22 protein-coding genes are annotated in these 26006 nt (G+C 69.6%); 9 read left to right on the plus strand and 13 right to left on the minus strand.

The features are described 5' to 3' along the window. The first annotated feature begins 1 nt into the window (after position 1). The 4 genes from O0S08_RS30500 to O0S08_RS30515 all read left to right on the plus strand — a co-directional run bounded on the left by O0S08_RS30500 (position 2) and on the right by O0S08_RS30515 (position 9758). Positions 2 to 1690: a metallophosphoesterase family protein gene (locus O0S08_RS30500; RefSeq protein WP_269032867.1), complete on the plus strand. Its 1689-nt coding sequence runs from the start codon at positions 2 to 4 to the stop codon at positions 1688 to 1690. Next, positions 1687 to 2922: a hypothetical protein gene (locus O0S08_RS30505; protein WP_269032868.1), complete on the plus strand. Its 1236-nt coding sequence runs from the start codon at positions 1687 to 1689 to the stop codon at positions 2920 to 2922. Before O0S08_RS30500 ends, O0S08_RS30505 begins: the two co-directional genes overlap by 4 nt. Further along, positions 2919 to 4214: a metallophosphoesterase gene (locus O0S08_RS30510; protein ID WP_269032869.1), complete on the plus strand. Its 1296-nt coding sequence runs from the start codon at positions 2919 to 2921 to the stop codon at positions 4212 to 4214. Before O0S08_RS30505 ends, O0S08_RS30510 begins: the two co-directional genes overlap by 4 nt. A gap of 150 nt (positions 4215 to 4364) precedes the next feature. Next, positions 4365 to 9758, plus strand: coding sequence for a protein kinase domain-containing protein (locus O0S08_RS30515; protein WP_269032870.1), 5394 nt, complete (start codon positions 4365 to 4367; stop codon positions 9756 to 9758). Positions 9759 to 9810: 52 nt separating this feature from the next. On the opposite strand, the gene O0S08_RS30520 is transcribed toward O0S08_RS30515, so the two are convergent. From O0S08_RS30520 to O0S08_RS30535, 4 genes are all read right to left on the minus strand, one after another. After that, a complete protein-coding gene (locus O0S08_RS30520; RefSeq protein ID WP_308477860.1) occupies positions 9811 to 11016 on the minus strand; it encodes a DUF3179 domain-containing (seleno)protein in 1206 nt (401 codons plus the stop codon). A gap of 180 nt (positions 11017 to 11196) precedes the next feature. Next, positions 11197 to 11682 (minus strand): DUF3179 domain-containing (seleno)protein, encoded by a 486-nt coding sequence (locus O0S08_RS30525; protein WP_269032871.1) that lies wholly within the window; start codon positions 11680 to 11682, stop codon positions 11197 to 11199. Between the two features lie 89 nt (positions 11683 to 11771). Beyond that, on the minus strand, positions 11772 to 11990 hold the full coding sequence (locus O0S08_RS30530; RefSeq protein WP_269032872.1) for a carboxymuconolactone decarboxylase family protein: 219 nt from the start codon (positions 11988 to 11990) through the stop codon (positions 11772 to 11774). Positions 11991 to 12110: 120 nt separating this feature from the next. Next, positions 12111 to 12356 (minus strand): carboxymuconolactone decarboxylase family protein, encoded by a 246-nt coding sequence (locus O0S08_RS30535; RefSeq protein ID WP_269032873.1) that lies wholly within the window; start codon positions 12354 to 12356, stop codon positions 12111 to 12113. A gap of 118 nt (positions 12357 to 12474) precedes the next feature. Between O0S08_RS30535 and O0S08_RS30540 the strand changes: the two genes are divergently transcribed. Next, positions 12475 to 13317, plus strand: a complete 843-nt coding sequence (locus O0S08_RS30540) for a metallophosphoesterase family protein (RefSeq protein WP_269032874.1) — start codon at positions 12475 to 12477, stop codon at positions 13315 to 13317. A 31-nt stretch (positions 13318 to 13348) separates the two neighbouring features. Here O0S08_RS30540 and O0S08_RS30545 read toward each other — a convergent pair whose 3' ends face one another. Further along, positions 13349 to 14380, minus strand: a complete 1032-nt coding sequence (locus O0S08_RS30545; RefSeq protein WP_269032875.1) for a serine/threonine-protein kinase — start codon at positions 14378 to 14380, stop codon at positions 13349 to 13351. Positions 14381 to 14636: 256 nt separating this feature from the next. Here O0S08_RS30545 and O0S08_RS30550 point away from each other — a divergent pair, with 256 nt between their 5' ends. Further along, the gene (locus O0S08_RS30550; protein ID WP_269032876.1) at positions 14637 to 16289 is read left to right on the plus strand and encodes an alkaline phosphatase PhoX; all 1653 of its coding nucleotides are present in this window, start codon (positions 14637 to 14639) and stop codon (positions 16287 to 16289) included. 74 nt (positions 16290 to 16363) lie between these two features. Here the strand turns inward: O0S08_RS30550 and O0S08_RS30555 are convergent, their stop codons facing one another. The 5 genes from O0S08_RS30555 to O0S08_RS30575 form a co-directional block, all read right to left on the minus strand. Continuing rightward, positions 16364 to 17404: a lipase family protein gene (locus O0S08_RS30555; RefSeq protein WP_269032877.1), complete on the minus strand. Its 1041-nt coding sequence runs from the start codon at positions 17402 to 17404 to the stop codon at positions 16364 to 16366. 563 nt (positions 17405 to 17967) lie between these two features. After that, positions 17968 to 19269: an HlyD family secretion protein gene (locus tag O0S08_RS30560; RefSeq protein ID WP_269032878.1), complete on the minus strand. Its 1302-nt coding sequence runs from the start codon at positions 19267 to 19269 to the stop codon at positions 17968 to 17970. A gap of 31 nt (positions 19270 to 19300) precedes the next feature. Continuing rightward, the gene (locus O0S08_RS30565) at positions 19301 to 19792 is read right to left on the minus strand and encodes a hypothetical protein (RefSeq protein ID WP_269032879.1); all 492 of its coding nucleotides are present in this window, start codon (positions 19790 to 19792) and stop codon (positions 19301 to 19303) included. 258 nt (positions 19793 to 20050) lie between these two features. Beyond that, positions 20051 to 20368: a hypothetical protein gene (locus tag O0S08_RS30570; RefSeq protein WP_269032880.1), complete on the minus strand. Its 318-nt coding sequence runs from the start codon at positions 20366 to 20368 to the stop codon at positions 20051 to 20053. 160 nt (positions 20369 to 20528) lie between these two features. Further along, positions 20529 to 21575, minus strand: coding sequence for a hypothetical protein (locus O0S08_RS30575; protein ID WP_269032881.1), 1047 nt, complete (start codon positions 21573 to 21575; stop codon positions 20529 to 20531). Between the two features lie 538 nt (positions 21576 to 22113). Here O0S08_RS30575 and O0S08_RS30580 point away from each other — a divergent pair. Both O0S08_RS30580 and O0S08_RS30585 read left to right on the plus strand, forming a co-directional pair. Beyond that, positions 22114 to 22593, plus strand: a complete 480-nt coding sequence (locus O0S08_RS30580) for an NUDIX hydrolase (RefSeq protein ID WP_269032882.1) — start codon at positions 22114 to 22116, stop codon at positions 22591 to 22593. 36 nt (positions 22594 to 22629) lie between these two features. Continuing rightward, positions 22630 to 23397 carry a MerR family transcriptional regulator gene (locus tag O0S08_RS30585; RefSeq protein WP_269032883.1) on the plus strand — a complete coding sequence of 256 codons (768 nt, stop codon included), beginning with the start codon at positions 22630 to 22632 and terminating at the stop codon, positions 23395 to 23397. 104 nt (positions 23398 to 23501) lie between these two features. Here O0S08_RS30585 and O0S08_RS30590 read toward each other — a convergent pair whose 3' ends face one another. Both O0S08_RS30590 and O0S08_RS30595 read right to left on the minus strand, forming a co-directional pair. Then, a complete protein-coding gene (locus tag O0S08_RS30590) occupies positions 23502 to 23999 on the minus strand; it encodes a hypothetical protein (RefSeq protein WP_269032884.1) in 498 nt (165 codons plus the stop codon). Between the two features lie 185 nt (positions 24000 to 24184). Next, positions 24185 to 24403, minus strand: a complete 219-nt coding sequence (locus O0S08_RS30595; RefSeq protein ID WP_269032885.1) for a hypothetical protein — start codon at positions 24401 to 24403, stop codon at positions 24185 to 24187. A gap of 26 nt (positions 24404 to 24429) precedes the next feature. Between O0S08_RS30595 and O0S08_RS30600 the strand changes: the two genes are divergently transcribed. Continuing rightward, positions 24430 to 25008 (plus strand): DUF6992 family protein, encoded by a 579-nt coding sequence (locus tag O0S08_RS30600; RefSeq protein ID WP_269032886.1) that lies wholly within the window; start codon positions 24430 to 24432, stop codon positions 25006 to 25008. 76 nt (positions 25009 to 25084) lie between these two features. Here the strand turns inward: O0S08_RS30600 and O0S08_RS30605 are convergent, their stop codons facing one another. After that, positions 25085 to 25999: an alpha/beta hydrolase gene (locus O0S08_RS30605; RefSeq protein WP_269032887.1), complete on the minus strand. Its 915-nt coding sequence runs from the start codon at positions 25997 to 25999 to the stop codon at positions 25085 to 25087. Between the last annotated feature and the right edge of the window lie 7 nt (positions 26000 to 26006).

Here is a 26006-nt window from a genome sequence, read left to right on the forward strand (position 1 = left end):
TATGATCCGCGAGGATGCACCCGACAGCAACCGCTCCGCCACCGCCCCAGACACGGGCCAGGCCAGCCCAATCAGTTGGCTGCACCTCTCGGATCTCCATGTCGGCGCCCGCAGCGAGGCGGCGTGGTGGAACGCTCTCGACAAATTCTGGTGTAGCCTCGACGAGCACTTGACGATCGTCGGCCCGCCGGATCTCGTGCTCTTGACCGGCGACCTGACCTTCAAGGGCGAGCCGGCCGAGTTCGACAAGCTGACGAAGTTTTTGGAGAAGTTGCTCGGCCGCTTGCCGAAGGCCGCGGACGGGCATCCGCCGCTCACCGTGGCGGTGCCGGGTAACCACGAAGTGCAGCGGCCGACGGGGCGTGAGGCGCTCTTGTACCGAGTACTGCGGGACTTCGAGAAGGGGCGCGACGATCCGGACGTCGCCGACCTCCTCGAGGCGTTCTGGGACGAGCGGGACGCGTCGTTTCTGCGGCCGCTGTTCGCCAACTACCTCGCGTGGTTCGACGGCGTGATCCGGCCGCAGGCCGCGCGGCCGGGTGTCACGCTGCGCACTTCGTTCTTCCCCGGCGACGTGTACGCCAAGCTCGCGCTGCCGGGGCGCTTCCCCCTCTCGATCGTCGGGCTCAACTCGGCGTGGATGCAGTACCAGGGCGGCGACTTCAAGGGCAAGCTGGCGCTGCCGCTCGAGCAGTTCCAGGCGGCGTTGCCCCACGCGCAGGGAGAGTCGCCGCTGGGGGTCCTCGACGCGACGCACCGGGCGCTCCTCTTGATGCACCACTCGCGGAGTTGGTTGTCGAAACCGCAGCGGCAGCTGTTCGACAGCGGGATCTACCCTGGCGGGCGCTTCGTCGCGTGCCTGCACGGGCACATGCACGAGCCCGACGCGAACAACAGGTCGGAGGCCGGGGGCGTCGCCCGCTGCTACTACCAGGCGCCGTCGCTATTCGGCGTGGAGAAGTACGGCAGTGCCGAGGAGTCGAGGGCGATCGGCTACACGTGGGCGACGCTGCGCGACGACGGGGAGCTGCGGGCTTGGCCGCTCAAGCTGAAGCGCAAGAGCGACGGCGCCGAGGTCTTCGACCGCGACGACTTCTTCCACTGGGACCCAGCAGCCGGCAACGTGCTCCTGCGGCCAGGTGATGGGCAGCGCCTCGTCGGCAGCGACGAGCGCTCGCCCGCGCGGCTTCGGCCGCAGACGCAGGTCCGGCAGACCGTGGACGTCGTCGCCGCCGGCGAGGGCGATACCGGCTTCCTCGGCGTCCCCTTCGAATCCGCTCGCAGTATCACCCGCTCCGCCCCCGTCGAGCAGGTCTATTTGAACGTGTGGTTCCCGAAGTTCGAGCCACGCGCACCGCGATTCGTCGTCGACCTACCGATCGAGATGCGCGTCGCCCTCGGCCCGCAGCGCCACGGCGCACCCGCCGACCCGCTCTCCGAGGACCTGCTTGATCGCCTGCGCCAGCTCTCGCAAATCGACGTATGGGTGCAGTGCGCCGACGCCGACGTCACCCCGTGCGACGGCACGCTCCAGTTGCCGTGGCCGACCAACGTCCTGTCCTTCGAATTGACCCCGAGGCGCCCCGGCGGCCTGCGCATCGTCGTCGTGCTGCTGATCCACAACCAGCCGGTCCACCGCCTCGAGCGCGAGGTACAGGTCCACGACCGCCGCGATCGGGGCGAGCGATGAGGCTGAGCTCCGGCATCCCGGTCGACCGCCTCCTCCGCGACGCCCCGACGCGGGACAAGGTCACGCTGATGATCGAGCGCCGGGACGACGAACTGTCGATCCACCTCGCCGTCCCCCTGCGCGGCGACGTCGAAGAGGAGGCCGCGCTGATCACCGGCACCGGGCAGAACACCGTGCGCGTGCGCTACAAGGTCCGCTGCGACCTCGACCGCGAACGCGCCCGCCTGACCGATCTCGTGCGCGAGGCCTACCAGCACGGCCCGCTCGGCGCCGTGCTGCGGCAGGCCCCCGTGGCGACGCTGACGCCCGACGACCTGCGTACGCTCCTGCTGGACGTGGCGATCCACGGCGACGGCCTGCACCGTCGCCTGTTCGGCTTCCCCGACGAGCTCGAGCTCCGCACCGGTCGCCCGCGGGAATTCACTGACGAGATCCGGTCGGTCCTGCGCCGCGCTCTCCTCGAGCCGCGCATCGTCCACGTCGCTGGCGACGCCCCACTGTTCCCCTGGAATTTTCTGTATCAGCACACCGCCCCGCTCGACAGCTTCGCCCCGACGACCTTCGACGTCGCCGGCTTCTGGGGCTTCCGCCACGAGATCCAGCACGAGGTCGAGCAAGTGGCCACCGCGCTCGCGCTGCCCCCCGATCCGCGGATCGTCGCCGCCGTCTGCCCCACGGTCGCCGACACCGAGCCCGACCACCCCTTACGCCGCCAGGGCACCGAGTTTGTCGACAACGTCGTCGACCTCCGCCGCGAGCTCCGCGAATTCGGCGCGGACTGCCTGTACTTCTTCGGCCACGCCAGCCACGCCACTCCCCCCGTCCCGGACACCAGCACGATCTCGCTGCACGGCGTCCCCCTCTCGGTCACCACGCTCGGTCAGGGCGGCGGGCCCCGGTTCCAGCGCGAGCCTGTGCTGGTGTTCCTCAACGGCTGCGGCACCGGCGACCTGCGCGAGTGGAGCGAAGACACGATCATCGGCTACCTCGCGCATCGCGGCGACCACCGGCTTTGCTGCGTGACGACCGCGGCCGCGGTCCCGATCGGTTTCGCGGGCGCGTTCGCCCGCGACTTCTGGCAGCGCTTTTTGGTCGCCGGCCGCCCGCTCGGCGCGGCCCTGCTGGCGACCCGCCGCGCGCTGCTCGCGGCCCATAACAACCCACTGGGCCTCTTGTACGAGGTGATAGGTCAGGTCGACACCCATCTGCGGAGCCCCGAGGAGAGCCCATGACCACTTCCGTGCTGCTACACCCGCGCCTCGCCGTGATCAGCGACCTCCACGTCGGCGATCCCGAGACGCCCGAGCTCGAGGACTTCGACCGCGACGACGACTTCGTGCGGCTGCTCTCCGTCGAGATCCCGCGCCAACTCGGCACACCCACGACCCTGGTGATCAACGGCGACTTCATCGACTTCCCGCAGGTACTCCCCGCGCTGTCCCGCCACGACCTCGGGGATGTTTACGGCACGACCGAGGCAGAGTCGCTGCGACGCTTTGAACGCGCACGCGACGGCCATCCGCGCGTGTTCCAGGCGCTGGCCGACTTCATCCGCGCCGGCAATCAGGTCTGCCTGCTGCCCGGCAATCACGATCCGGACTACCACTGGCCGTCCGTCGAGGCGGCTCTGCGGACCGCGCTCGGGAATCCGCGCGCTCCGCACTTCATGTTCATCGTCGGCGGCGAGATCCACGAACGCGGGATCCATATCGAACACGGCAACCAGTACTCGTACGACAACCGCTTCGACCACTGGGACCGGCCGATCCTCGACGCGCCCGACGGCCCGCGCCTCGAGCGTCCTTGGGGCACCCTCTTCATGGACCTCGTGTACAACGACGCCGAGGCCGCCCACCGCACCCTCAACCGCATCTACCCCCACGGCGCCCTCGCGGCGGTCGTCGCCCGCAGCTTCGTCTCGGGGCAGGTCTCGCTCTCGCTGTTCGCGCGCGTCGTCGGATTCATGCTCGGCAAGGGCAAACGCTTCATCGGCAAGCGCCTACTGGGCAACTACCCAGTCGAGGCCGGCCCGCCGACGCTCGCCGCGGCGTGCGCGGTGATCGACGAACTCGCGCCAGGGCTCCCGGGCGACCAGCGCGAAGCCGTGGCACGGGCAGCACTCCAGCACCTCCCATCCGATGACGCCGACGCGAAGGCTTCGTCGTCGGGGCTGCTCGGGTGGAACGTCGGGCCCGATGACCCGGACGTCTCGGCGATGGGGCTGCTCGGGCGGACCGACGAGCGCGGCATGGACCGTCGGGCCAGGGACCTGCTCGGCCGAGGCGACGCCACCATCGTCGCGTTCGGCCACACCCACCTGCTCGTCGACGCGCAGGCCCCGTACGGCAAGGACGACCCGCGCCGCGTGTTCAACACGGGTTCGTGGGTGCCGCAGCTCGACGTCACCGGGCTCCCGCGCCCAACCCTCGACGAACTCGATCGCGTGCAATACACCGGCCACGAGCTTCGGTTCCTCGCTATCGAGCTCGGAGACCCCCCGCGTGCGCGGCTCCTGACAGTGTGACGCGGTCCGAGATCATGCAGTCCCCGCGAGCGCACAGATATCCAAGACGTTGAGCGGGTCCCCGGGTCGAGCGGCCGCGAGCCTTCGCGCCGCTGACAAGCCTTGCTGCCAATCGGCCGCGTCTTTCGCGCCGTGATATAATCGGCACCAATGCGTTCCCAGCGGCTCTCCGAGCTCCTCGTGACGTTATTCGACGATCCAGAACTGCGACGTTTCGTCGACCCATACGAGCTCCGACACGATCTTCCTGGCGCGGCCGCGACGTTGCGGATGCTCGCGGACGCGGTCGTGGGTTGTCTCGAACGCCAAGGCTTCATCACGCTCGAAATCTTCGACCGCCTCCGACAGGAACGACCTAACAGGAGCACGGAGATCCTCGAAGTCCAGCGGCTCCTGCTCCCTGACACCCCCCTGCAGGCTCGTGCCATCTGGGGCGAGCGCTACCGATTGGAGGAGCGGCTCGGAGAGGGAGGCTTTGCCGAGGTCTGGCGCGCAGTCGACACCGAGACTGCGGAGTACGTCGCACTCAAGGTACTTCACCAGCGCCACGCCCAGGACGAGGTTCGTCTCAAGCGCTTCTCACGGGGTGCGCAAGCGTTGTCGCGCTTGCGGCATCCCGGTCTCGTCGTCGTCCGTGAACCCATCGCGTGCGAGGGGTCGCGTCACTATTATGTCATGGATCACGTCGAAGGCGTCACGCTCGCACGATTGGCGAGCGAAGAGTCGCTAGGCCGGCGAGACCTCCTCGCACTCGTCCTTCAGGTCGGCGATGCGCTCGCATCCGTGCATGACGCCGGGATGCTCCATCGGGACGTCAATCCGAGCAACATTCTTGTGACTCGAGATTTCCGCGCCAAACTCATCGACTTCGATCTGGTGTCCGGACCAGGATATGTGCCCCTGACCACCCAGTCGCCGCTGGGAACGTTCCCCTTCATGGCCCCCGAACTCTTGGACGGGCGCAGCGAAGCCGGCCCGGCGGCGGACGTGTACGGATTGGCGATGACAACCCTGTTTGCCCTGTTGGGCGGGCACCTGGCTTTCGGACAAGCCTGGCACGTCACGAGCGCTCTCCTCGACCGAATGCAAGCGACATCCCGGATGCGCGGCATCCTAGACGCCGCGCTGCAGCTTGCGCCCGCGCATCGCACCCGCAGCGTTCGCGACTTCTGTGGGGCGATCCGCGCTGCCTATGCGTTCGAACTGGACGATCGCCGCGAAGCGCAGTTCGTGCTCGTGAAGCAGCCCGAGACTCGGATTCACGCCGCCGTGGCGCCCGAGTTCCATGCGGACGGCTCTCTGCGCCTGTGGTCGCCCACAGAGATCGAGTGCTTGCCGGGCTTCGAGCTCGACGGGCTGCGAGCGCGACCGGCCGAGACCGTCGAGCGCGACGCGCTGGCGTCGCGGAGCTCGCGAACCCTTGACGAGCTCGTTCCCTACTTCGAATCCTTGCGGACCGCGGCCTCACTCCTCGCACTTCAGGGCCATCGCCCTGCCTGGATCGGCCTCACGCCGCGCGACACACCGGTGCTCCTATTACCGAGCGGGCACATGATCCTCGTGGATGAAGGCGCCCCGCCCAGCGAAGACGTCGCCCTCGCTCGTGGCATGATGAAACACTCCGGAGTCCCCGTGGCTGCCCTCGACATCCTGCCCGAGCCGCCTCCGCCCGGCTTCATCGCGGTCGGGCGTGAGATCCGACGCGCGGCGGCTGATGAATCGCGGCTGCGTAGACTCGCCAAATTCCCCCGGTCCGTCGCGGGACGCAATGGCCTCTCTCTCCACGCGCAGGCCGGAGAAGTCGCCCCCGCGCTGAAACACCTGCACGACTGGTGGAAGAGCCCGCAGCCAGTCGCAGTCCTGCGCGGTGTCCCGGGTTCCGGCCGAACGCACACGCTCCAGCTATTCGCGGCCCAGCTCGCACAGAATGCACTGACGCAAGGCGGGGTGCCAGTCTTCTTCATCTGCGCCCGCGACTGGCGAGCGCCGTTCCGGATCTCGGATCTACTGCAGCGTGACAACTGCACTGACCGCGAGATCGCCACCATCAAGCTCGCGGTGCAGAAGAATGAGTGCGTCCTGATCATCGACGACCTCGACGTACCAGCACAGCCGACTGAGCTGGCCACACTGCTCACGGAGGTGACCACCGAAATCGAGGAATGGAGAGGGCCCACGAGCAAGATCCTGGTCGCCACCGTCACAAGCCGACCCGATTTTGCCGATTGGCGGATCGATCTCGTCATGCCGGATGAAGTCATTCGCTCCGCGCTCGAGTCGGAGCTCCGCGATCCTGTCAATCAGATGAGCGTACAGAACCGGCTCGTGGCCTCCGGCGTGTGGTCGCTGATGCGAATTCCACGGCTCGCGCAGGCGCTGTTCGAAATCATCCGCAAAGGCCGCGAGCCGGTGCCCGAGAGCGTTTTTCCTGCCATCGAAGCCTATCTCGACGCATGGACCGAGCTCGTCGGGCGGCACCTGCCCTGTCTGACGAGCGAGCAGATCAGGCTCGCCCTGGAGGCCCTCTCCGTGAGGCTCTGGCATCAATCTGCCGGCGTAAGCGGTGACAGCATTTCGATCGCCGCCCTCGTCGAGACCCTGAAAACTCACGTGGGAACGCAAGGCGCGGCGCTGGCCGCTCGCATCATTGACCCCGTCCTCTTCACCCGCGAGAAGCGCTACTCACAGCTCTTGAAATGGCGCATGCAGGAGGTCGCCCGCCGTGACCGGACCCCCGTGGCGCCGTACCAGCCGCCCCGCCAGCAAGGGACACGCCGGGCCGAGCTGGAATCCGTGTGCTTCGCTCATGACATGATCCTCGAGTGCCTGCTGGCCAGTCACCTCGTGCGTGGGCTCGCGACCGGCCCCGACGTCCTCACAGGCCCGCGGCTCAGCCCGAACCTCTGCGCCTTCATTCGGATCATGCCTGGCTGGTCGCAGACTCGCACCACACTTGTCGAGGTGCTGACATCGTCCTATCGAGCCGAGATCAGCGAGAACGCACTGTTGCTGGCAATCGGAGACCATTCCCTGGCCTCGACCATCGAACTCCCCTGGCAACTGGCGGGCGCGCATCTGCAGGGAGCCGTCCTGCCGGATGCACGCCTATTGGGGGCACGGCTCGATGGCGCCGACCTCAGCGGCGCGGACCTCCGACGAGCCGACCTGAGCCAGTCTCACCTCGTCGGCGCGCGCCTGGTCCGCGCCAATCTCAGCGGTGCTTCGCTCGTGGGCGCGATTTTGCAAGCGACCGATGTGGACGGCGCGTGCCTTGACGGCTGTGACTGGGGAGCTGCCACCTTGCGGTCGGTCTCGCTGTATGGCAGCGAATCACTAACGAAGCCGCAAGACTTCACCGGCGCCGAGATAGACGCCGTCGACCTCCGTGCGACGCTCTGGCTCGCACCGCACGGCTTCGCGTCCGCACTCGTCGACAACAAGTGCGAACGACTGGAATGGTCGATCCCCGGCTCGTCGTCCGCCCCGGTCACAGGCGCGATCGAATGCCTGCTCCCCCCTCAGGCGTTCTGGTGGGCGAATGACGTGCTCTGGACGCCGGACGGACGCTCGTTGGTTACGATCGATGCTTCAGGCCACGTCTGCGTGTGGACCTCATGTTCATTGCGACCCACACGGCGCTGGAAGGCGACCGACTTCGGCCAAAATCGGATCGCGCTGTCCGCCGACGGTCGATGGCTTGCCGCCTGGACCGAAGGGCAGGTCTTGACGCTATGGTCCATGTCCGAGGATAGCAAAGCGAGCCACAGAACCCCGGCCGGGCTGGGCGTGGGCTTCGCCGCCTGGGGCCGAGACAGGAGCTTGCTGGTGATCGTCACCGCGCACGGCGGCCTCTGGCTGTGGGAGCCGTCGAGCGCGCCGCGTCCGCTCGTTACTGACCTGCCGGGCCCAGGGCTCACGGCGCTGTTGCCGGGAGATGAGCACATCATCCTCTGCTTGCCCGAGAGCGGCCGCCTCGAGCTGCGCCGCCTCGCCGACGGCACGATCGAAACCTTCTGCGAGTTCGAAGCGCAGGCAGTGAGTCACTGCGCGTTGGTGGTGTCACGCGATGGTCGAGACCTCCTGCTGAAGACCCCGCTGCACCTCTTCATCCACCGCATCGAGGACGGGCTCCCGCTCGTCTCGTCGTTGAACAACCGTACCCTGTCACCGGCTCCCGCCGTCGATTGGTCGCCGGACGGCGCGTGGATCGCTCTTGCGCGGGATACTCAACCCCCACTTCTGTGGAACACAGCGGCCTCGGCTTGGAGCCATCACCTGGAGGGCGGCCCATCGCATGCTTCACGGCTCCGGTTCTCCCCGGACGGGAAATGCGTCGCAAGTCTGTCCGACACGGGCACGCTGTTCGTCTGGGACACGACGTCAGGCCGCTTGATCGCCGAACAGGAGGCATCTGCCACGCCGATCGCTCAAGTTGCGCTGTCCGCGGACAATCGACAGATGGTATTCTCGTACAGGAGCTATGCGCTGCATGTGTCCCTGCCGCGCCTGCGCACCGAGCGAGGCGTGCGCTTCACCCACGAGCACACGATGACGCTCGCCCCGGACGGTTCCGGGATCGTCATCGTAGACGGTCATTCGCTCGTATATGAGGGCTTCGATGATTCCGTGCGCAACGTCCTCGATCGCTGCGAACGTCACGACGACAACGCCTGGGACCGTGGCCACTTCACAGCGGACGGGCGATGTTTTGTCTGCCGGATCTCCGACGATCCCCGCCACGAGATCGCTGCCTGGAACGTGTCGACCGGCGAGAAGGTCCTGTCCCACCGACTGCCGGATCCTTCGGCCACCGTGATCCGCCAAGCGCATACCGTCGACATGAACCAAGGCGTCGTGATCGCTGGGGGCTTGTCGAAGGGCCGCGCGTCGTTCGAAATCTGGCGCCAGGGCGAGAGTCCGCGGGTGTTCTTCGGGCCCGAGTCCAACTGCATCTACCAGCTCGCCGTCGATGCGCGCGGTGAGTTCCTCGCCACCGGGGGCCAGGGTCGCCAAGTCACGCTGTGGGACCTGCTCGGCTGTATCGGCTCACCCGGCAATTCGTCCTCGACGCCCGCCGAGTTGCGGCTCGGGGTCCTGAAGACCAGCGGCATGCTGATCGACAAGCTACGATTCGCACCTCAGGCTCCGTTGCTTGCGGCCGCCAGCGGCGACAGCGTCTACTTGTTCGACGCGCGCTCGCAGGAGCGCCTCCACGAGCTCCGCGGGCACGGATTTCGCGTGAGCAGCCTGGCCTTTAGCACCGACGGCCAGTACCTCGTGGTCGGTGATTGGTCGGGTCAGGTGAAGCTGTGGTCCGTAGCTTCGGGTGAATTGCTACTTACCATGCACACAAAAGACGGCGTCGGCTGCGTTGCTACCCGCCAGGCGCAATACGCGACGAACGGTCCGTCCGTCCCGCTCGATGGGTGGTACGCATGGCGTCAAGGCGTCTGCGTACCGCTCCGACGACTTGAGCACGTCGCCGACGGCTCGGCGAACATCCCGACGCTTCTCGCGTATGACCTCGGGATTGCGCTGGACTGACCATTCCGAACCACAACGCCTCGTCCGTTTGGGCTGGGTTTCCGGGGGTAGCTCATCGCCCGTAAATGTCGGTCTCTGGGTTGTACGCCCTCCAATCGAACCAATAGTCCCAAAGGACGGGTACCGGCGTCATGCACGAGGGTCCGGCTGTCGCGTCATCCGCCTTTGCGGCCGCTACCTTCACCGCGCAGCCGCGGAAGTCCCACAGGCTCCCCTCGGCGTCGCGCAGATGCTCCGCGTCGGCTGGCGCGAGCAGCAAAGTCTTGCCGTCCAAGCGCCGCTCGAATGCCCGCAGCATCCGCCCGCCGCCGGACCACAGCACAACTGGCACCTCGCCCAACTCGTCGAGGATCACCGGATCGGCCGCCAGCCGGCTCGCCTCGTACGCCCTCGCCTGCCCGCTCACCACGATCCCAGCGACGAGCGCCCGCGGAGGCAGCAGCGAGTCGCTCGTGTCGACGACCGTCGGCAGCTTGTCGATACCGGGCTCCCAGTCGCGCTCGTAGCTGCCCACACGGTCAGGTTCGCCGAGGAGCACCTGCCCCGCGGATGACTCGACCCGGAAGCGCGCGACCGTCAGCTCGTCGCTGTGGACCCGCTCGAGCTGCGCCCCCGTCATCGGCCCCGCGATGCACTCGCCGCTCACCTGCTGCCAGAAGCTCCCCGTCTCCTCGTCGCGCATAAGGAAGTTCTGGTTGTGGATCCCCGCGAGGTGGAATGTCAGCGTCTTGCCCTGGATTGTCCGCGCCCACACTAGACCAGTGTGGCAAAGCGTTCAATATGTCACGACGATCGGCTGATCTCCGACGACGTCATTGAGCACGTGATGGTAGGCCATCACCTCAACCGGGTACGCCCGCGCCGCCTCGCCCACGCGCACCGCCATCACGATCGCCTCGTCGGGCAGGCCCGACTCACTCGCCGCCGCGAAGCGCGGCGCCGGCATCGGCTCGAACATCTTCTCGAACACGTTGATCCGTGACAGCCCGCCCGCGCCGAGCGTCAGCAGTAGCATCACCACCGCGCCGCTCCGCCGCCACCACCCGCCGGGCCAGGCGCGCACCACAGCAGCCGCGGCCATGAGACCTGCCCCAAGGAGCAGCCACGGTCCGAAGCGCAGCACCCACAGCGCGACGGCCAGCTCAGTCGGACCCTGCGGTCGGAACGGGCGCATCACCCACAGCGGCGTGATCAAGGTCGCCAGCGCGATGAGCAGCGCACCAAGGCCGAGGAGTACGAAGGGACGTCGCGTTGACATAGGCCATGAGGATACACCGAGAGGCGGTTGCGCTCAGCGTGAAGTTGCCCCGCGCGGCCTTGATCCCCTGGGGTGGTTTTGGTAAAATTTGGGCACAGCCTCGACACCAGCGCCCGAAAGCCCAGTACTCTCGATGACTTGCACGCCGACGAATCACACCAGACCGGTGTGGCAGAGCGTTCAATATGTCACGACCAGCGGAGCCTCTCCCACGACGTCGTTGAGCACGTGGTGGTAGGCCATCACCTCGACCGGGTACGCCCGCGCCTGGTCTCCCACGCGAACCGCCATCACGATGGCCTCGCCCGGCAGCCCCGATTCGGCGGCGTCGGCGAACCTGGGCGCCGGCAGCGGCGCGAACATCTGTTCGAACACGTTCACCCGCGACATCGCCCCGGCGCCGAGCGTCAGCAGCAGCATCACGATCGCCCCCGAGCGTCGCCACCAGCCGCCCGGCCATGCTCGCACCAATGCGGTCACCGCCATCACGCCCGCTGCAAACAACAGCCACGGCCCGAACCGCAGCACCCACAGCGCCACCGCCAGCTCGGTCGGCCCTTGCGGGCGGAACGGGCGCATCACCCACAGCGGGGTGACCAGCGTCGCCACGGCGACGAGCAGCGCGACGAGGCCGAGCAGGACGAACGGGCGACGGTTCGAAGGCATGCCAGGAGGGTACACCGCCGCACGCGCCCTGTCTCCCGCTCGCCGCGGATTCCGCCCGATCACCCCGGCAGAACAGCGGCGTCCTGCCCTCACCGCTTGCGCCCGGGCGCCAGCGGGTCCTCGCCCCATTCGGGCTCGAACTCTCCGCCGAGGCCGTCGACCAGCCGATTGTAATAATTGAACAGCGCAGTGATCTGCACGATCTGGTGGATCGCCACGTCGTCGAACCCGTGGGCGCGCAGGCCCTCGATCTCGGGCTTGCCGAGCGCCTTGCTGTCGCGCGTCAGCGCCACCGCGACGTCGATCATCGCCCGGTCGGCTGGCGACAGGACGGCAGTGTCCGGGTCGCGCTCGAGCGCGTCGGCGATCGCGTGGACATCGGGTTGTGCCTCGACCTCGGCCCGGAGGTCGTCGCTGTGCGCGCGCGTTCAATACACGCACTTGTTGGTGCGGGACACCGCGACTGCGATCATCTCGCGCTGCGCCCGCGACAGCGGACCGGGGCCGAACATCAGTTCGCGGTACAGGTCGAGCGACGTCTGCAGGACGCGCGGCTGGACGCTCTGGATCCGCAGCACGTTGAAGATCTTGCCGGCGCGCGCGAGCGCGGCGCGGTAGATCCGCGCGAGGAGGCCGTCAGCGTGCTCGGGGTCGACGATCCGGATCCATGCCATGTCGCCCACTGTACCGCGATCGGCGCCTCCCGAGGAGGTCCGCGAAGCGCCCTCGCCCATCCCATGCCGCAGAATCCTTCGTCTGCCGCCCCCGTGCGCGGCGGGCTATGCTTCGGTGGTGCGCCTCGCCTGGGCGACCGACATCCACCTCGACTTCCTCGACGACGAGCAGGTGCGGCGATTCGCGGCCGAGCTCGCCGCGCCGCGGGCCGACGCGCTCGTGCTGAGCGGCGACCTCTCGCACGCCGAGCACCTCGAGCATCACCTGCGCCTGCTCGCGCAGGGCGTGCCCGGGCCGATCTACTTCGTCCTCGGCAACCACGACTACTACGGCAGCTCGGTCGCGGCCGTGCGCGCGGCCGTGCTCGACCTCGGGGCCCGGCGGCCGCGGCTCTCGTGGCTCCCGGCGGCCGGGGTCGTCCGCCTGACCGATCGGACAGCTCTGATCGGGTGCGACGGCTGGGCCGACGCGCGGATCGGCAACCCCGACACCACCCCCGTGGTGCTCAACGACTTCTTCCACATCGAGGAGCTGGCCGACACCATCGATCCGGCCGCGCGCGCCAACCCGCGCCAGTTCCGCGGCACCGATCGCACGCGCCTGCACGCCGAGCTGCGGGCCCGCGGGGACGCCGAGGCCGCCGCCCTGCGCCCGCTGCTGCGCGACGCCCTGCGCGAGTTCGCCGAGGTCGTCGTCGTCACCCACGTGCCGCCGTTCGCCGAGGCTTGCTGGCACGAGGGGCGCCACTCCGACCTCGACTGGCAGCCCTACTTCACCTGCGCGGCCGTCGGCGACGTCCTGCGCGAGGCCGCCGCGGCCCGGCCCGAGCGCCGGCTCACCGTCCTCTGCGGTCACACCCACGGCGCCGGCGAGGCCCAGATCCTCGCCAACCTCACGGTGCTCACCGGCGGCGCCGAATACCGCCGGCCGGAGCTGCAGCGGGTGCTCGAGGTCGCATAGCGGACATGCTCCCCGGGACATGCCCTTCCAGTCATGTCCGCAAGACCACGGCGATCACCAGCGCCGTCACCAGCGCGGCGACCAGCGCCACTGTGCCGACGATCCGCAGCCCGCGGCGGTTCTCGGCCGCCGCGTCGCGGGCGGCCACGACCGCGCTGTCGCCCCTGGGCCTGTCCTTCGAGGCATGTGACACCACCGCCGCGATCGCCGCGCCGAGCTCGTCCATCGAGCCGATGCGCTTCTCGGGCTGCTTGTGCAGGGCCTTGCGGAACAGCTCGTCGAGCGCGGCCGGCAGCTCGGCCTCGGGCGCGAGCTTGCGGGCCGAGGGCACCTCGGCGGTGAGGATCAGGCGGTACGTGTCGGCGGCGGTCGGGCCGCGGAACGGCAGCTTGCCCGTGACGAGCTGGAACAGCACCACGCCGGCGGCGTAGACGTCGATGCGGTGGTCGATGGGCCCGCCGGTCGACTGCTCCGGGGCCATGTAGAAGCTGGTGCCGAGGATCGTGCCCTCGGCGGTGAGCCCGACCGTCTCCTGGCTGATGTTGTCGTCGCCGCGGGGCAGCCGCTTGGCGATGCCGAAGTCGATCAGCTTGATGAAGTCCTGCACCCCGCGGAAGCCGACGCGGAAGCAGTTGCCCGGCTTGAGGTCGCGGTGGATGATGCCGTGGCGGTGCGCCTCGGCCAGGGCGCTGCAGATCTGCAGCACGATGTCGGCCGCGCGCCGCAGCGGCAGCCGGCCCTCGCGCAGCAGCGTCGCTTGCAGGTCCTCGCCGTAGAGCAGCTCCATCACCAGGTAGCAGACCCCTTCGGGCGTCACCCCGAAGTCGAGCGTCTCGACGATATGGTCGTGGACGATCTGCGACGTCGCCTGCGCCTCGCGCTTGAACCGCTCGCGGGTGATCGGCTCGCGGCTCCACGGCTCGCGCAACAGCTTGATCGCCACCCGCTTGTGGGTATGGATGTGCTCCGCGGCGTAGATCTCGCCCATCCCACCCTTCCGCAGCAGCCGAACGAGGCGGTAGCGGTCGTCGATGAGCGTGCCGACTGGGAGGGAGTCCTGCACCTGCGGGCGCAGGGTAACACAGATCTCCGGCGGCCTCGGGGCCTTCAGCCCGCAGCGCGGTCTTTATCGGGGGCGCGACCGCCCCCGTCTCGCTCCCGTGAAATAGACCGCTCCCACGCGCGCGTCACGTCGGGGTCACGCGCGGGCGCGCGCGTCGTGAGGTCGTGACATTGCATCCGGGGTCGTGACATTCGGGTCGAATCATTGCTCGAGACGTCGTTTGTCAGCACCCGACGGCTTCACCAGGATGCGCGCCATGCGTCCGACCAACCTCATGCTCAAGCGTCGCACCTTTCTGCGCGGCGGGGCGGCGATGGCCGCCGCGGCGTCCCTGCCCCTGGTGTTCTCGTATCATCGCACCGCCCGGGCGGATTACGGCGCCCTCGTCCCTGACCCCGAGGGCATCCTCGATCTGCCCGCGGGCTTCACCTACACGATCGTCAGCCAGACCGGCGACGCGATGACGGACGGCTACCGCGTGCCCGGTGCGCCGGACGCGATGGGCGCGTTCGCGGGCCCGAACAACACCATCGTCCTGATGCGCAACCACGAGCTCAGCCCCGACGCCTCGGACAGCCCGTACGCCGACGGCCAGGACCCGCCGCCCGAGGCCTACGACCCCGACGCAGTCGGCGGCGTGACCCGCACCGTGCTCGACGCCGACACCCTCGAGGTCCTGGCGAGCAACCTCGTGCTGGTCGGCACGATCCGCAATTGCGCCGGCGGCGTGTCGCCGTGGGGCTGGCTCTCGTGCGAGGAGAACGTGGACGACGGCCACGGCTACGTGTTCTTGTGCAAGACCGACGCCGAGACCGTGCAGATGCCGCAGCGGATCGTCGGCTACGGTCGCTGCTATCACGAGGCCGCGTGCGTCGACCCCGACACGCTCGTCGCCTACCTCACCGAGGATCGCGCCGACAGCTGCCTGTACCGCTTCGTGCCCGCCGACAAGGCCGATCCGTTCACCGGCAAGCTGCAGGCGCTCAAGGTCCTCGATCAGGACAACTTCCTGACCACCAACATGGACGTGACCGAGGTCGTGCAGTGTGAATGGGTCGACATCGACGAGCCCGACCCGGCCGGCGACAGCCTGCGCGAGGAGGCCCAGGACAAGGGCGCCGCGCTGATCATCCGCGGCGAGGGCATCTGGTACTTCGAGGGCGCCGTCTACGTCTGCTCGACCAGCGGCGGGCCGGCGGCCGGCGGCCAGATCTTCAAGCTCGTCGACGGCGACCGCGGCACCACGCTCGAGCTGCTGGCCCGCTCCGACGACAAGGACCTGCTCGACATGCCCGACAACATCTGCGTCGCCCCGTGGGGCGAGGTGTTCATGGCCGAGGACGGCGACGGCGACAACTTCGTCCGCGTCCTCGCGCCGACCGGCGAGGTCTACGACTTCGCCCGCAACGCCCAGAGCGACAGCGAGTTCGCCGGCGTGTGCTTCTCGCCCGACGGCAAGACCCTGTTCGTCAACATCCAGGGCGACGGCCTCACCCTCGCCGTGCGCGGCCCGTTCCCCGAGGTCGAGCAGCCCGGCACCACCGGCGACGACAGCAGCACCGGCAGCGACGGCAGCACCGGCGACGACACGACCGGCGACGGCAGCAGCACCGACGGCCCCACCACTTCGGCCGGCACCGCGAGCGGCACCGACGGCGACACCGGCGATCCGACCACCGGCGGCGCGCCGACCACGGGCGACGCGAATACCACCACCGGCGATTCGACGGCGGGATCGACCGGCGACAGCGCCAGCGGCGGCGCCGACGGTGACGCCGCCGGCTGCGGCTGCGACGCGAACGCCGGCGATCCGCTGTCTCACCTCGCGCTCGCGGCCGCCGGCCTCGCGGCGCTGCGCGGCGTGGGCCGCCCTGCGCCCCTCGACGACCGCGAGCCGGGCGACGCCTGAGCGCCGCCCGTCTCTCGAATCCACACACCACGACCGGGCGGGCTCGAGCTTTGGGCTCGAGCCCGCCCGCACGCTCACGGATGGGCCAGGCCGGCGTAGGCGTTCCGCGAGATCCGCATATAGTTGGTCGGCGAGTGGTCGCCCCACGCGAACGTCATCGTCGGCAACATCGACAGACACATCGCGTCCTTCGCACAGGACATCGCGCCGATCACGTTCGCGGTCAGGCGCGCCCGCAGCTGGCGGTCGAGCCGCAGCTCCTCGACCCACACCCCGTCGCGTCCGGACGAGACCAGCTGGCGGCCGAAGTGCATATAGCGCCCGACGACCCGCGGCGGCATCTTCGTGACGAAGTCGTTCTCGTACATGAAGCGATAGGTCTTGTCGCCGAACAGCTTGTCGAGGGTCCTGGCGAGCGTCGGGTCGGCGAACATCGCCGGGCCGTAGGCATAGAGCCCGCGCACCAGCTTTCGCATCGGCGCGAGCTTCGGGTCGATATGGATACCGGCCGTCGCCATACCGGCGAGCGAGCCACCCGTGCTGTGCCCCGTGATGTAGAGCGCCTCGAGCGCCGGCTTCTTCTTGCCGATCTGCTCGACCTCGCTCTCGGGCCGCTTCCCCGGCTTCTTCGGGGACAGCTCGACCAGCCGCTTGCCGAGCGGCTTGCCCGTGTACAACGCTGCCAGGAATTCGCGCAGGGTCGGCCAGAGGGCCATGCCGCTGCGATAGAGGCCGCCGTGGACCGAGCCGACCGACGGGAACGGGGTCATCGTCGCCCGCGGGTCGGTGAGCCAGCGGATGATGTCGTCCTGCTCGATGCCGCGGACGGTCAGGATCCCGAGCCGCTTGTCGGCGCTCTGGAACAGGTAGGCCGCCGCGTCGACGAGGATCGCATCGTTGCGCACGCAGATGCCCACGGCCTCGCCGTCGAGCCCCATATGGCACAACCGGTCGGTGTACGTCGACATACCGCCGTACGACCAGGCCGACGCCGTCGACATCATCTCCACGACCGTGTGGTCGTACTGACCCTCGTCGACCCCGTCGATGAGGTGCTCCGCCGGATCGCCCTTCTTGGTGCCCGGGCACTTCGTGAATGCATGTTCGAGCCGCATGTTTCGCCTCCGATCCGGGTATTGGGCTCCGGACTCGACCGAGGTTCATGGATCGCCCGGATCGCGGTGCAACGATAAAAAATGCGTCATGTCGGCCGCGCCGCCCGCGGCTCACATTCGAGCGAGGCGGCGATTGCAATGTGCGTCCTGGCCAGATATCCGCGGCTCGACGCGCGTCCGCGCCCGGCCACGCGGCCGCCGTCGCGGCGGCCCGGGCGGCGCCCGACGATCGCCGCGAACCGGCGAGTCAGGCGCCTATGTTTAATGTCCTATCGGACATCTATACATATTCCCGCGGAGGCGTGGCCACGGCTCGGGCGCCCGGGACGCTCCGCTCGGCACCGCGCGACCCCGGCGATGAACGGCCGCTCGCGCGCGCGAGCTCCCCTCACGGGGCGGATCCGTCCGCGTCGTCGGCACCCGGCGGATCAACGCCCGCCAGGCGCCGCCCTCACCGGGCCGGGCCGCGCCCGCCTGCGCAGCCAGGACACATGTCCTTCGGGACAGTCAATCCACGACCTCGGTCTCCCGAAGATCACATGTCCTTCGAGACATGGTCCCCTTCACGACCCTGCGCCGCCCGGCGCCGCGCCGAGCGCGGGCGGGAAGCCGTTGATCTGGCGCCACAGCTCGAACCCGAGGCGGACCCGCTCGAGCAGGACCCAGCCGTTCGCGCGCACGCCCTGGCGCAGCCAGCGGTTGTCGGGCCACGGCAGATCGTCGGGGTCGGGCGACACGACCACGCGGTAGCGGCCGCTCTCGTCGGCGAGCGCGTCGACGAACTCCACGACCCCGCCGAACGTGCCGACCGCGACCGAAGGCCAGCCGACGAACTGCACCGCCGGCCAGCCCTCGAACTGCAGGCGGACCTTGCGGCCGGGCGAGATCAGCGGGCCGTCCCTGCCGCCCACCCACAGCTCGACCGCGCACGCGCCCATGTCGGGCACGAAGGTCGCGATGACGTCGCCGGCCGCGACCATGTCGGCGCCGTGGCGCCCGATCAGCTTCAGGATCGTCCCGTCGCGCGGCGCGACGATCTTCATCCGCCGCTGCCGCGCCACTCGCACCTCGAGCTGGACCAGGTCGGCCTCGGCGCCGGCGAGGTTGCTCTCGGCCGCCGCCAGGGCGCTGCGCGCCTCCTCGATGTTGGCGCGCGCGGTGGTGTCGACCGCGTCGGCGTCGGCGTCGAGCGCCCCGATCTCGCGCACCGACGCCTTGAGCGAGGCCCGCGAGGAGTCGAGGTCGGCGGCGCGGGTGGCGACCTCGAGCCGCGCCAGCTCGAGGTCGCGGGTCGAGGTCAGCCCCTCGTCGAACAGCGCCTGCGTGCGCACGAGGTTGAGCCGCGCCGTCTCGTTGGCCGAGGTCGCCGCGTCCACCGCTCGCTGGGCCGCGTCCTGGCGGTCGCGACCCATCCGCGCCCGCAGCCCCGCCGACGACGACTGCGCAGTGCGGCTCAGCTCGAGCGCCGTGATCTTCGCCTTGCTGACGTCGACCGAGCTCTGGGCCGCCATCTTGCGCGCCTCGATCGCCAGCCGCTCTCGCTCGAGCCGCGCCAGGATCTCCGGGTCGTTGTCGCTGATGTCGGCGATCGGATCGCCGGCCTTCACGTGCGTGCCCTCCTCGACGTGCCAGGTCTGCAGGCGCCCGTCGATCGGCGCCTCGATCGCGTGCTGGCGATCGAGCGGCGCGTAGGCGATCACGCGGCCCTGTCCCGCCACGCTCTGCTGCCACGGCACCAGCACCAGCGCGATCACGATCATCAGCAGCGCGGTCATCAGCAACCTCACCGCCACCTCGGTGCTGCGCGGCTGCCGGACCGACAGCAAGCTGGCGCGAGTGAGGTCGAACAACGGGAGGTCATGCATCGGTGCGTCCATCGGAAGACCTCGCGGTGATTCAGCGGCCGGCGAGCACGCGCGGGTGCTCGCAGCGCGACGGCACGTCCCGGCTGTCGGTGCTGTGAGTGACGACGAGCCGGTCGAGCAACGCCCCGCGCCCGAGCGGGCTCGGCAGGGACAGCGCCGAGGACATGAAGCGCGGCAGCGTCGCCAGCCGCGGCATCGACCGCGCCACCCCCGTCCGCCAGCCGCGCGACGCCGGGGCACGCATCGGCCGCAGCTGCTCGCCGAGCCCGTCGACGATCCCCCGATCGAGCACCCCGCCGCGCGTCCCCAGCAGCACTCGCGAATCGAGCGCGCTCAGCCGCCGCAATTCGTCCGCCGTCTCCCTGGTGAAGCACCCGGCCTGTCGCGCCGCCCGCGCGGCCGACCGATCCTCGGGATCGATCGTGACGCTGCCGGCCGCGGCGTGGAGCGACAGCCTGGTGAGGCTCGCCAACAGCTCGAGGACGCGCGCGAAGATTCGAGACGGATCGGACATCGTATGCATGGGCGGAAGGGGTCGACGGTCGCTGCTTCGCTGTCGGGCAATGCGCAGCCCAGCCACGGGCCGCAGACGGCTCGGGCAGACAAAGAGCAGGTTGTCGCCGCGGGTCCGGCGAGGACCCAAGGCGCGGCCTGACACCGCATCGACCGGACGGTCCGACGCGTGTCGACTACAGCTGAGAATGGTGCGAGTTGCACATGCTGCGACGAGCCACCGACGAATCGACGGCAGACGCGGCAGATACCTGCGCCTCAGGGCGCTTCAGCACCGACCAGCCGGCGGACCGCGCGCTTGATGCGTGGCCCTCCCCCACATGCGAGGCTGCGGGCTCGGCGGCGGCAGGGGCCAGGCCGAGAACGCACCACTCATGTCAATCGCGTAATCTGCCGACCGCGGCGGCAAGACCGGGTCGGTCTCGTTCCGCCGGGCCGAGCGATCGAGCGACTCTTGCTGGCGCGAGACCACGGGGACATCGTGTTCCCCGACCGAGCAGACCTCTTCGCTCGCGCCTTCCAGGATCCGCATGCGTGCACCGGCGGCGAACAACAGCGCGGTGGAGACTGCGATCAGCAGCGCCAACGCGAGTCTCCAGCCGGTCACCACACGCATGGAAGCCGAGGGAGCCTAACATAGTACGGCCGGGCACGCTCGCATGAGATTCAGAAAGTGCGTGAGAATTACTGCCGGGCATTCCGGACTTCGGTGCAATTTAGATTACTGCGACGAAAGCTGGCGGCCCTCAACCGAACAATCGAGCCAGCATCGCGTCGTCGACGCTCGGAAACACCACGTCGTCTTCGGGGTGAGCGGCGATGTGGGCATCGAGGGTGACCTCGACGAAGAAGCACAGCGCCGCGACGGCTGCCGGAGCGCGGTCCTCCTCGCGCACCTCCGGGCCGAGCACCAGCTCGAAGCGGGCCGACCGTCCCGTCCGCGTGAACAGCGGCCGCGAGCGGAAGCTCGCCACCCGCGACGTCCAGGCTGGCGCATTCGTGAAGTCGAGCAGCAGCAGCGCGCGCGGGCCGGCCGAGATCATGAACTTGGCGCCGTCCGGCGGCGACGGGATCGCGAACGCCTCGCTCATCACCGTGCACCGGCTCGCCCCGGTCGCGCGGCGAACCTCGGCGCACGCGTCCGCGATCGCCGCGATCACCGGACGCACCGCCGGTGACGGCGCGACCGCGAAGTGCGGCTCGCCGCCGGCCACCAGCGCCTCCGCCGCGGCGACGAGCCCGGCGAGGTCGACGAGGCCGTCGGCGAGCGCTTGCTTGACCAGCTGCACCACCGCCTCGGCGCCCGCGCCGGGGATCCCGCGGTGCACGTGGAACGCGTAGAGACCGTCGGCGGCGGCATGGTAGGCCGAGCACAGGTTCATCACGACCCACGCCGCGCGCGACGACCAGGGCGGCTCGGAGAACACGGCCAGGTCGTCGGCGGTCGCGTCGCGCCACCACTGCACGAACATCGACGGCTCACCGCCGGCCGCCGCGGCCCACCGCGCCCCCGCGCGCCGCATCAGCGCTCGCAACCGCGGCGCGTCCCCGGCCGCCGCCTCGACCTCGACGATGGCCCGGGCGATCTCCGGCTCGTCAAAGCGCTGCGCCAGCACACGAGCGAGCGCCGCGTCGCGGGCCACCGGCCAGCGCTGCGAGTCGAACCCCTCGCCGTCGCGGACGCTCGTCCGCACGTACTTCTCCGCCGGCAGTCGCTCGAGCAGCGGAGCCAGCAGTTCGAGCGGCACGACCCCGTCGCGGACGAGAAAGAAGAACGGGCCGGGAGCGTCCACCGGCCCAGTCTATGTCGAGGGGCCGACGCGCGGGGCCGAGGACCGCGGAGCAAACCGCCCGATCGATCGCGCGCCTCGACGAGCCCGCGCGCCTCGCCGCCTCCGACCTGCGCCGGAGCGCGCTCGCCACACCCGCTGCGAGCCCCTGCGAGGCCACCAGCGGCACGATTGCCAGCCACGCGGGCGCACGCGACAGGAGATCCGCGCGCTCTCCGACGAGGCACTCGAGCCCAAAGAACTTCATGTCGGTGCGGGCCGAGAGGCGTGGTCGCCCGGCGCGCCCCTTCGCCAGTCACCCGGCGACCATGAACACGGCAAGGCCTCGCCGAGTCGCGCCCTGTCGCTCTAGCATGACCTTTTGGACATGCCCTTCTTTACATGCCCTTTCAAACATGTTCATTGGCACATCCGGCCGCCGCCGAGCTCGGTGCCTGGCGAGCGCGGCTCGAGGGTCGCTCGCGCCGACCCGGCGAGCGAACGGCAGCGACCCGCGCCGCGCCCGTCGCCGTCCGCCGTCCGACCCGGCTACACTCTCGGCATGCCCAAGCAGAGCGCCGGCGTCCTGCTCTTCCGCGGCCACGGCCACGACCTCGAGGTCCTGCTCGTCCACCCTGGCGGTCCGCTGTGGGCGCGCAAGGACGCCGGGGCGTGGACGATCCCCAAGGGCGAGTTCGCCGCCGACGAGGATCCGCTGGCGGCGGCCCGCCGCGAGTTCGCCGAGGAGACCGGCGTCGAGCTCGCCGGCCCCTTCCACGCCCTCTCGCCCATCCGCCAGCGAGCCGGCAAGGTCGTCCACGCCTGGGCCTGCCGCGGCGACTTCGACCCCGCCGCGTTGCGCAGCAACACCTTCGAGATCGAGTGGCCGCCGCGCTCCGGCAAGCGCCAGAGCTTCCCCGAGGTCGACCGCGCGGCCTTCTTCTCGCTCGCCGCCGCGCGCACCAGGATCAACCCGGCCCAGGTCGACCTCCTCGACGAGCTCGCTCGCCTGCAGGTCGCGCTTGACCCTCACGCGACGTGAGGCCCTATCCCTGACCGCGAGGCGCGAGGCAATTTCATGGCACTCACCGTCAAGCAGGTCGCGAGCATCGCCGGGGTCAGCGTCCGCACGCTGCACCACTACGACGAGCTCGGCCTGCTGCGCCCCTCGGGTCGCAGCAGCGCCGGCTACCGGCTCTACAGCGAAGCGGACCTGTCTCGCCTGCAGCAGGTGTTGTTCTTCCGGGCGCTCGAGTTTCCGTTGCAGGAGATCTGCAAGATCATGCGCGACCCGGAGTTCGACCTCGGCGCGTCGCTGCGCATGCAACGACAGCTGCTGAGCGAGAAGGCAGTCCAGCTGCAGGGCCTGCTCGCGGCGGTCGACGCCGCCCTCGCGCGCCTCGAAAGCGAACGACCCATGACACCCGAAGAGATGAAGCAGATGTTCGACGGCTTCGACCACACCGAGCACGAGGCGGAGGTCGAGCAGCGTTGGGGCGACACCGAGGCGTTCCGGGAGTCGAAGCGCCGCACCGCGCGGTACACCCGGAACGACTGGCAGCAGATCAAGGACGAGGCCGCCGCGATCTTCGAGCGCCTCGCCGCCCTCATGACCTCCGGCGCCGCGCCTGACTCCCCCGAGGCGATGGCCGCCGCCGAGGCCCATCGCCAGCACATCGACCGCTGGTTCTACCCCTGCCCGCCCGCGCTCCACCGCGGCCTCGGCCAGCTCTACGTCGACGACCCGCGCTTCACCGCCCATCTCGACAAGTCGAGCCCCGGCCTCGCCGCCTACGCCGCTGCGGTCTTCGCCGCCAACGCCGATCGCGCGAAGTCGCCGACCTGACGTCGCTGGCGTCTTCGCCACGAGAAGCGTTCAGAGGCGGGGGATGCTTCGTGGCATCGCCCCGCCGAAGCGATTGAAGTCCGCCGCTGTCGATGCGGTGCGGCTCAGGTCTCGGCCATGGTACGGATGTGCTGCACGAGACCGGGGTGCGCGGCGGCTGCGGCCTGCAGGGTCTCCTTGGCGGTACCGAAGGTGCGGCTCGCATCGAGGGTGCGCACCCACGCCTGCATCGGCGCCGAGGCCTCGAAGGAGCCGCGCAATTCACCGTTGTCGCCGACGCCGATCGGCTCGACGCCACAGGCGATGAGCCAGGCGAAGTCGATCAGGTCGCGACCGAGCACCGCCACCTCGCCGTCGCGGCCGAGCTTGACGACGGGGGCGTGGTCGACTTCGACCTCGCCCACCAGGTGCAGCGCATACTGACCGCCGGCGCCGTCTTGCACGAAGGTGAAGAACTCCTCGTCGGCGATGGGCTTTCGCATCCAGTCCGAGGGCCGGTACTCCTGGTTGTATCGCTCGTAGAATTCGAGGTCGCTCACGGTGCAGCGCCCGTTCATGACCCAGTCGGCGATCTGTTCGACGAGAGAGGGAAAGGCTTTCATGCCTCGCCGATAGCACGGTCCGTGACGTCGATGTTCTGTCCCGGGTGCCTTTTCGGGGGCTGCCGCGCGTGCGTCCTGGCTGGTTCGAAGCGAACGGCAGATCCGCCATCGCACCACCCCCGACATGGAAGCGGGCCGATCTCGGCCCGCTTCTGGTATATGCGCAGGCGCGCGGGTCCGCCGTCTTACTCGCCGTACCAGCGCCGTGACGCCTCGAGTTTCTCGGGCCAGGGGATGCCCGAGACCGCGGGGATACGCGTCGCGGCGCCGCGGTAGGGAGTGATCATCACCGCATGGCCGTCCTCCCACGCGAAGGCGACGTCGAGGGTGTTCCCGAAGTCCTCGTCGTCGCGCCCGAGTTCGCAGAGCGCCACGATCCACTCGCCGGCGGTACATTGCCACACGCCGTCGTCGCGCTACCGTGGCGGCCGTGCCGATCCTCGCGCTGCTCGTCTGCCTCGCCGCCCCGCCGGGGCCCGAGGAGGCCGCGCGCGTGCAGTTCCACGAGCAGCGCGTGCGCACCCAGCTCGCCGGCATGGGCCTCGTCACCGGCTGGGCCGTCGTCAACATCGTCTCCGGCGTCGCCGGCAACTTCACCAGCGCCGGCGAGGTCAAGTACTTCCACCAGATGAACGCGCTGTGGAACACGGTCAACCTGACCATCGGCGCGATCGGCCTGCACAACGCCCGCCGCGACCGCGTGCGCGAGCGCGGCCTGTCGCTCGCCGCCCAGCGCGAGCAGGTGCGAAAGACCCAGGCCGTCTACTCGATCAACGTCGCGCTCGACGTCCTCTACCTGATGGCCGGCGCCACCACGCTCGAGCTCGGGCGCGTCCACGACCGCCCGCGCCTCGTCGGCTACGGCGCCTCGATCCTCGTGCAGGGCGGCTTCTTGCTCGCCTTCGACGCGCTGATGATCGCCGCCCACGGCGCCAACCTGCGGCGCGTGCGAGCGTTCGCGGCCCCGACCGCGACCGGCGCCCTGGTCGGCCTCCACGGCGCGTTCTGAGCGTCCGCCGCGAGCCCGATGCCCTGCTTCGCCGGCGACTGGGCCGCGGCGCGAGTGATTCGCGGGCGGACCTTCGCTAGCGCTCCATGTGCTTGTCGATGAACGCCGCCGCGGCGTCGAGGGCATGCCGGGCCGCTTCCAGCTGTTCCACGTTGAGCTGGAACACGTGGTGCATGCCGCTCCACTCCTGCAGCGTGACGTCGTGGCCTGCGGCGCGGGCTCTCTGCGCGTAGCCGACCGCGTCGTCGTACAGGATCTCCTCCGAGCCGACCTGGATCAGCAGCGGCGGCAAGTGAGCCGGGATGCCGAGCAGCGGCGTGGCGCGAGGGTCGTGCGCCGAGGTCGAGCCGACATAGCCCCTCGCCGCGTCGCGCAACATCTCCTCGGTCAGCAGCCGCTCCCGCGCGGCGCGGGCGCGCATGCTGGCGCCGCTGAAGGTCAGATCGGTCCACGGGGAGAACACCACCGCGGCCGTCGCGTGGCTCGTCCTCGCCAGGGTCGCGAGGGTCAGGCCGCCGCCGGCCGAATCACCCACCACGCCGACCTTGCGGAAGCGGAGCGCGAGGTGGTCGACGGCTGCGGCCGCCAGCTCGATGGCCGTCGGCAGCGCCGTCTCGGGCGCCAGCGGATATTCGAGGATGAAGGTGGTACGCCGGGCCCGCGACGCGACCTGGCTGACGAAGCCGCGGTACGCCGGCGCGGTGCCGAGGACGTAAGCGCCGCCGTGCAGGTACAGCAGCACTTGCTCATCCACGGGGCGCTCGGGCGCGCAGATCCAGCCGGGCAACCACGGGTCGGAGGACGGATGCAGCGCCACGCCCGGCGCCGGCGGCGTCATCGCCAGGAAGGCGTCGTAGCTCAGGCGAGGCGACGCTTTCGCCAGCGGCGAGGACCAGAAGCGGCTGAACATGTCGTGGAGGCCCGGCATCGCGTCACGGTCGCGGCGCGAGAGCGGGACCACCTCGGTGGGGAGCGTCGATTCTTCCAGCATGGGGACC

The sequence above is a fragment of the Nannocystis punicea genome (assembly GCF_026965555.1).
GTDB lineage: Bacteria > Myxococcota_A > Polyangia > Nannocystales > Nannocystaceae > Nannocystis > Nannocystis punicea.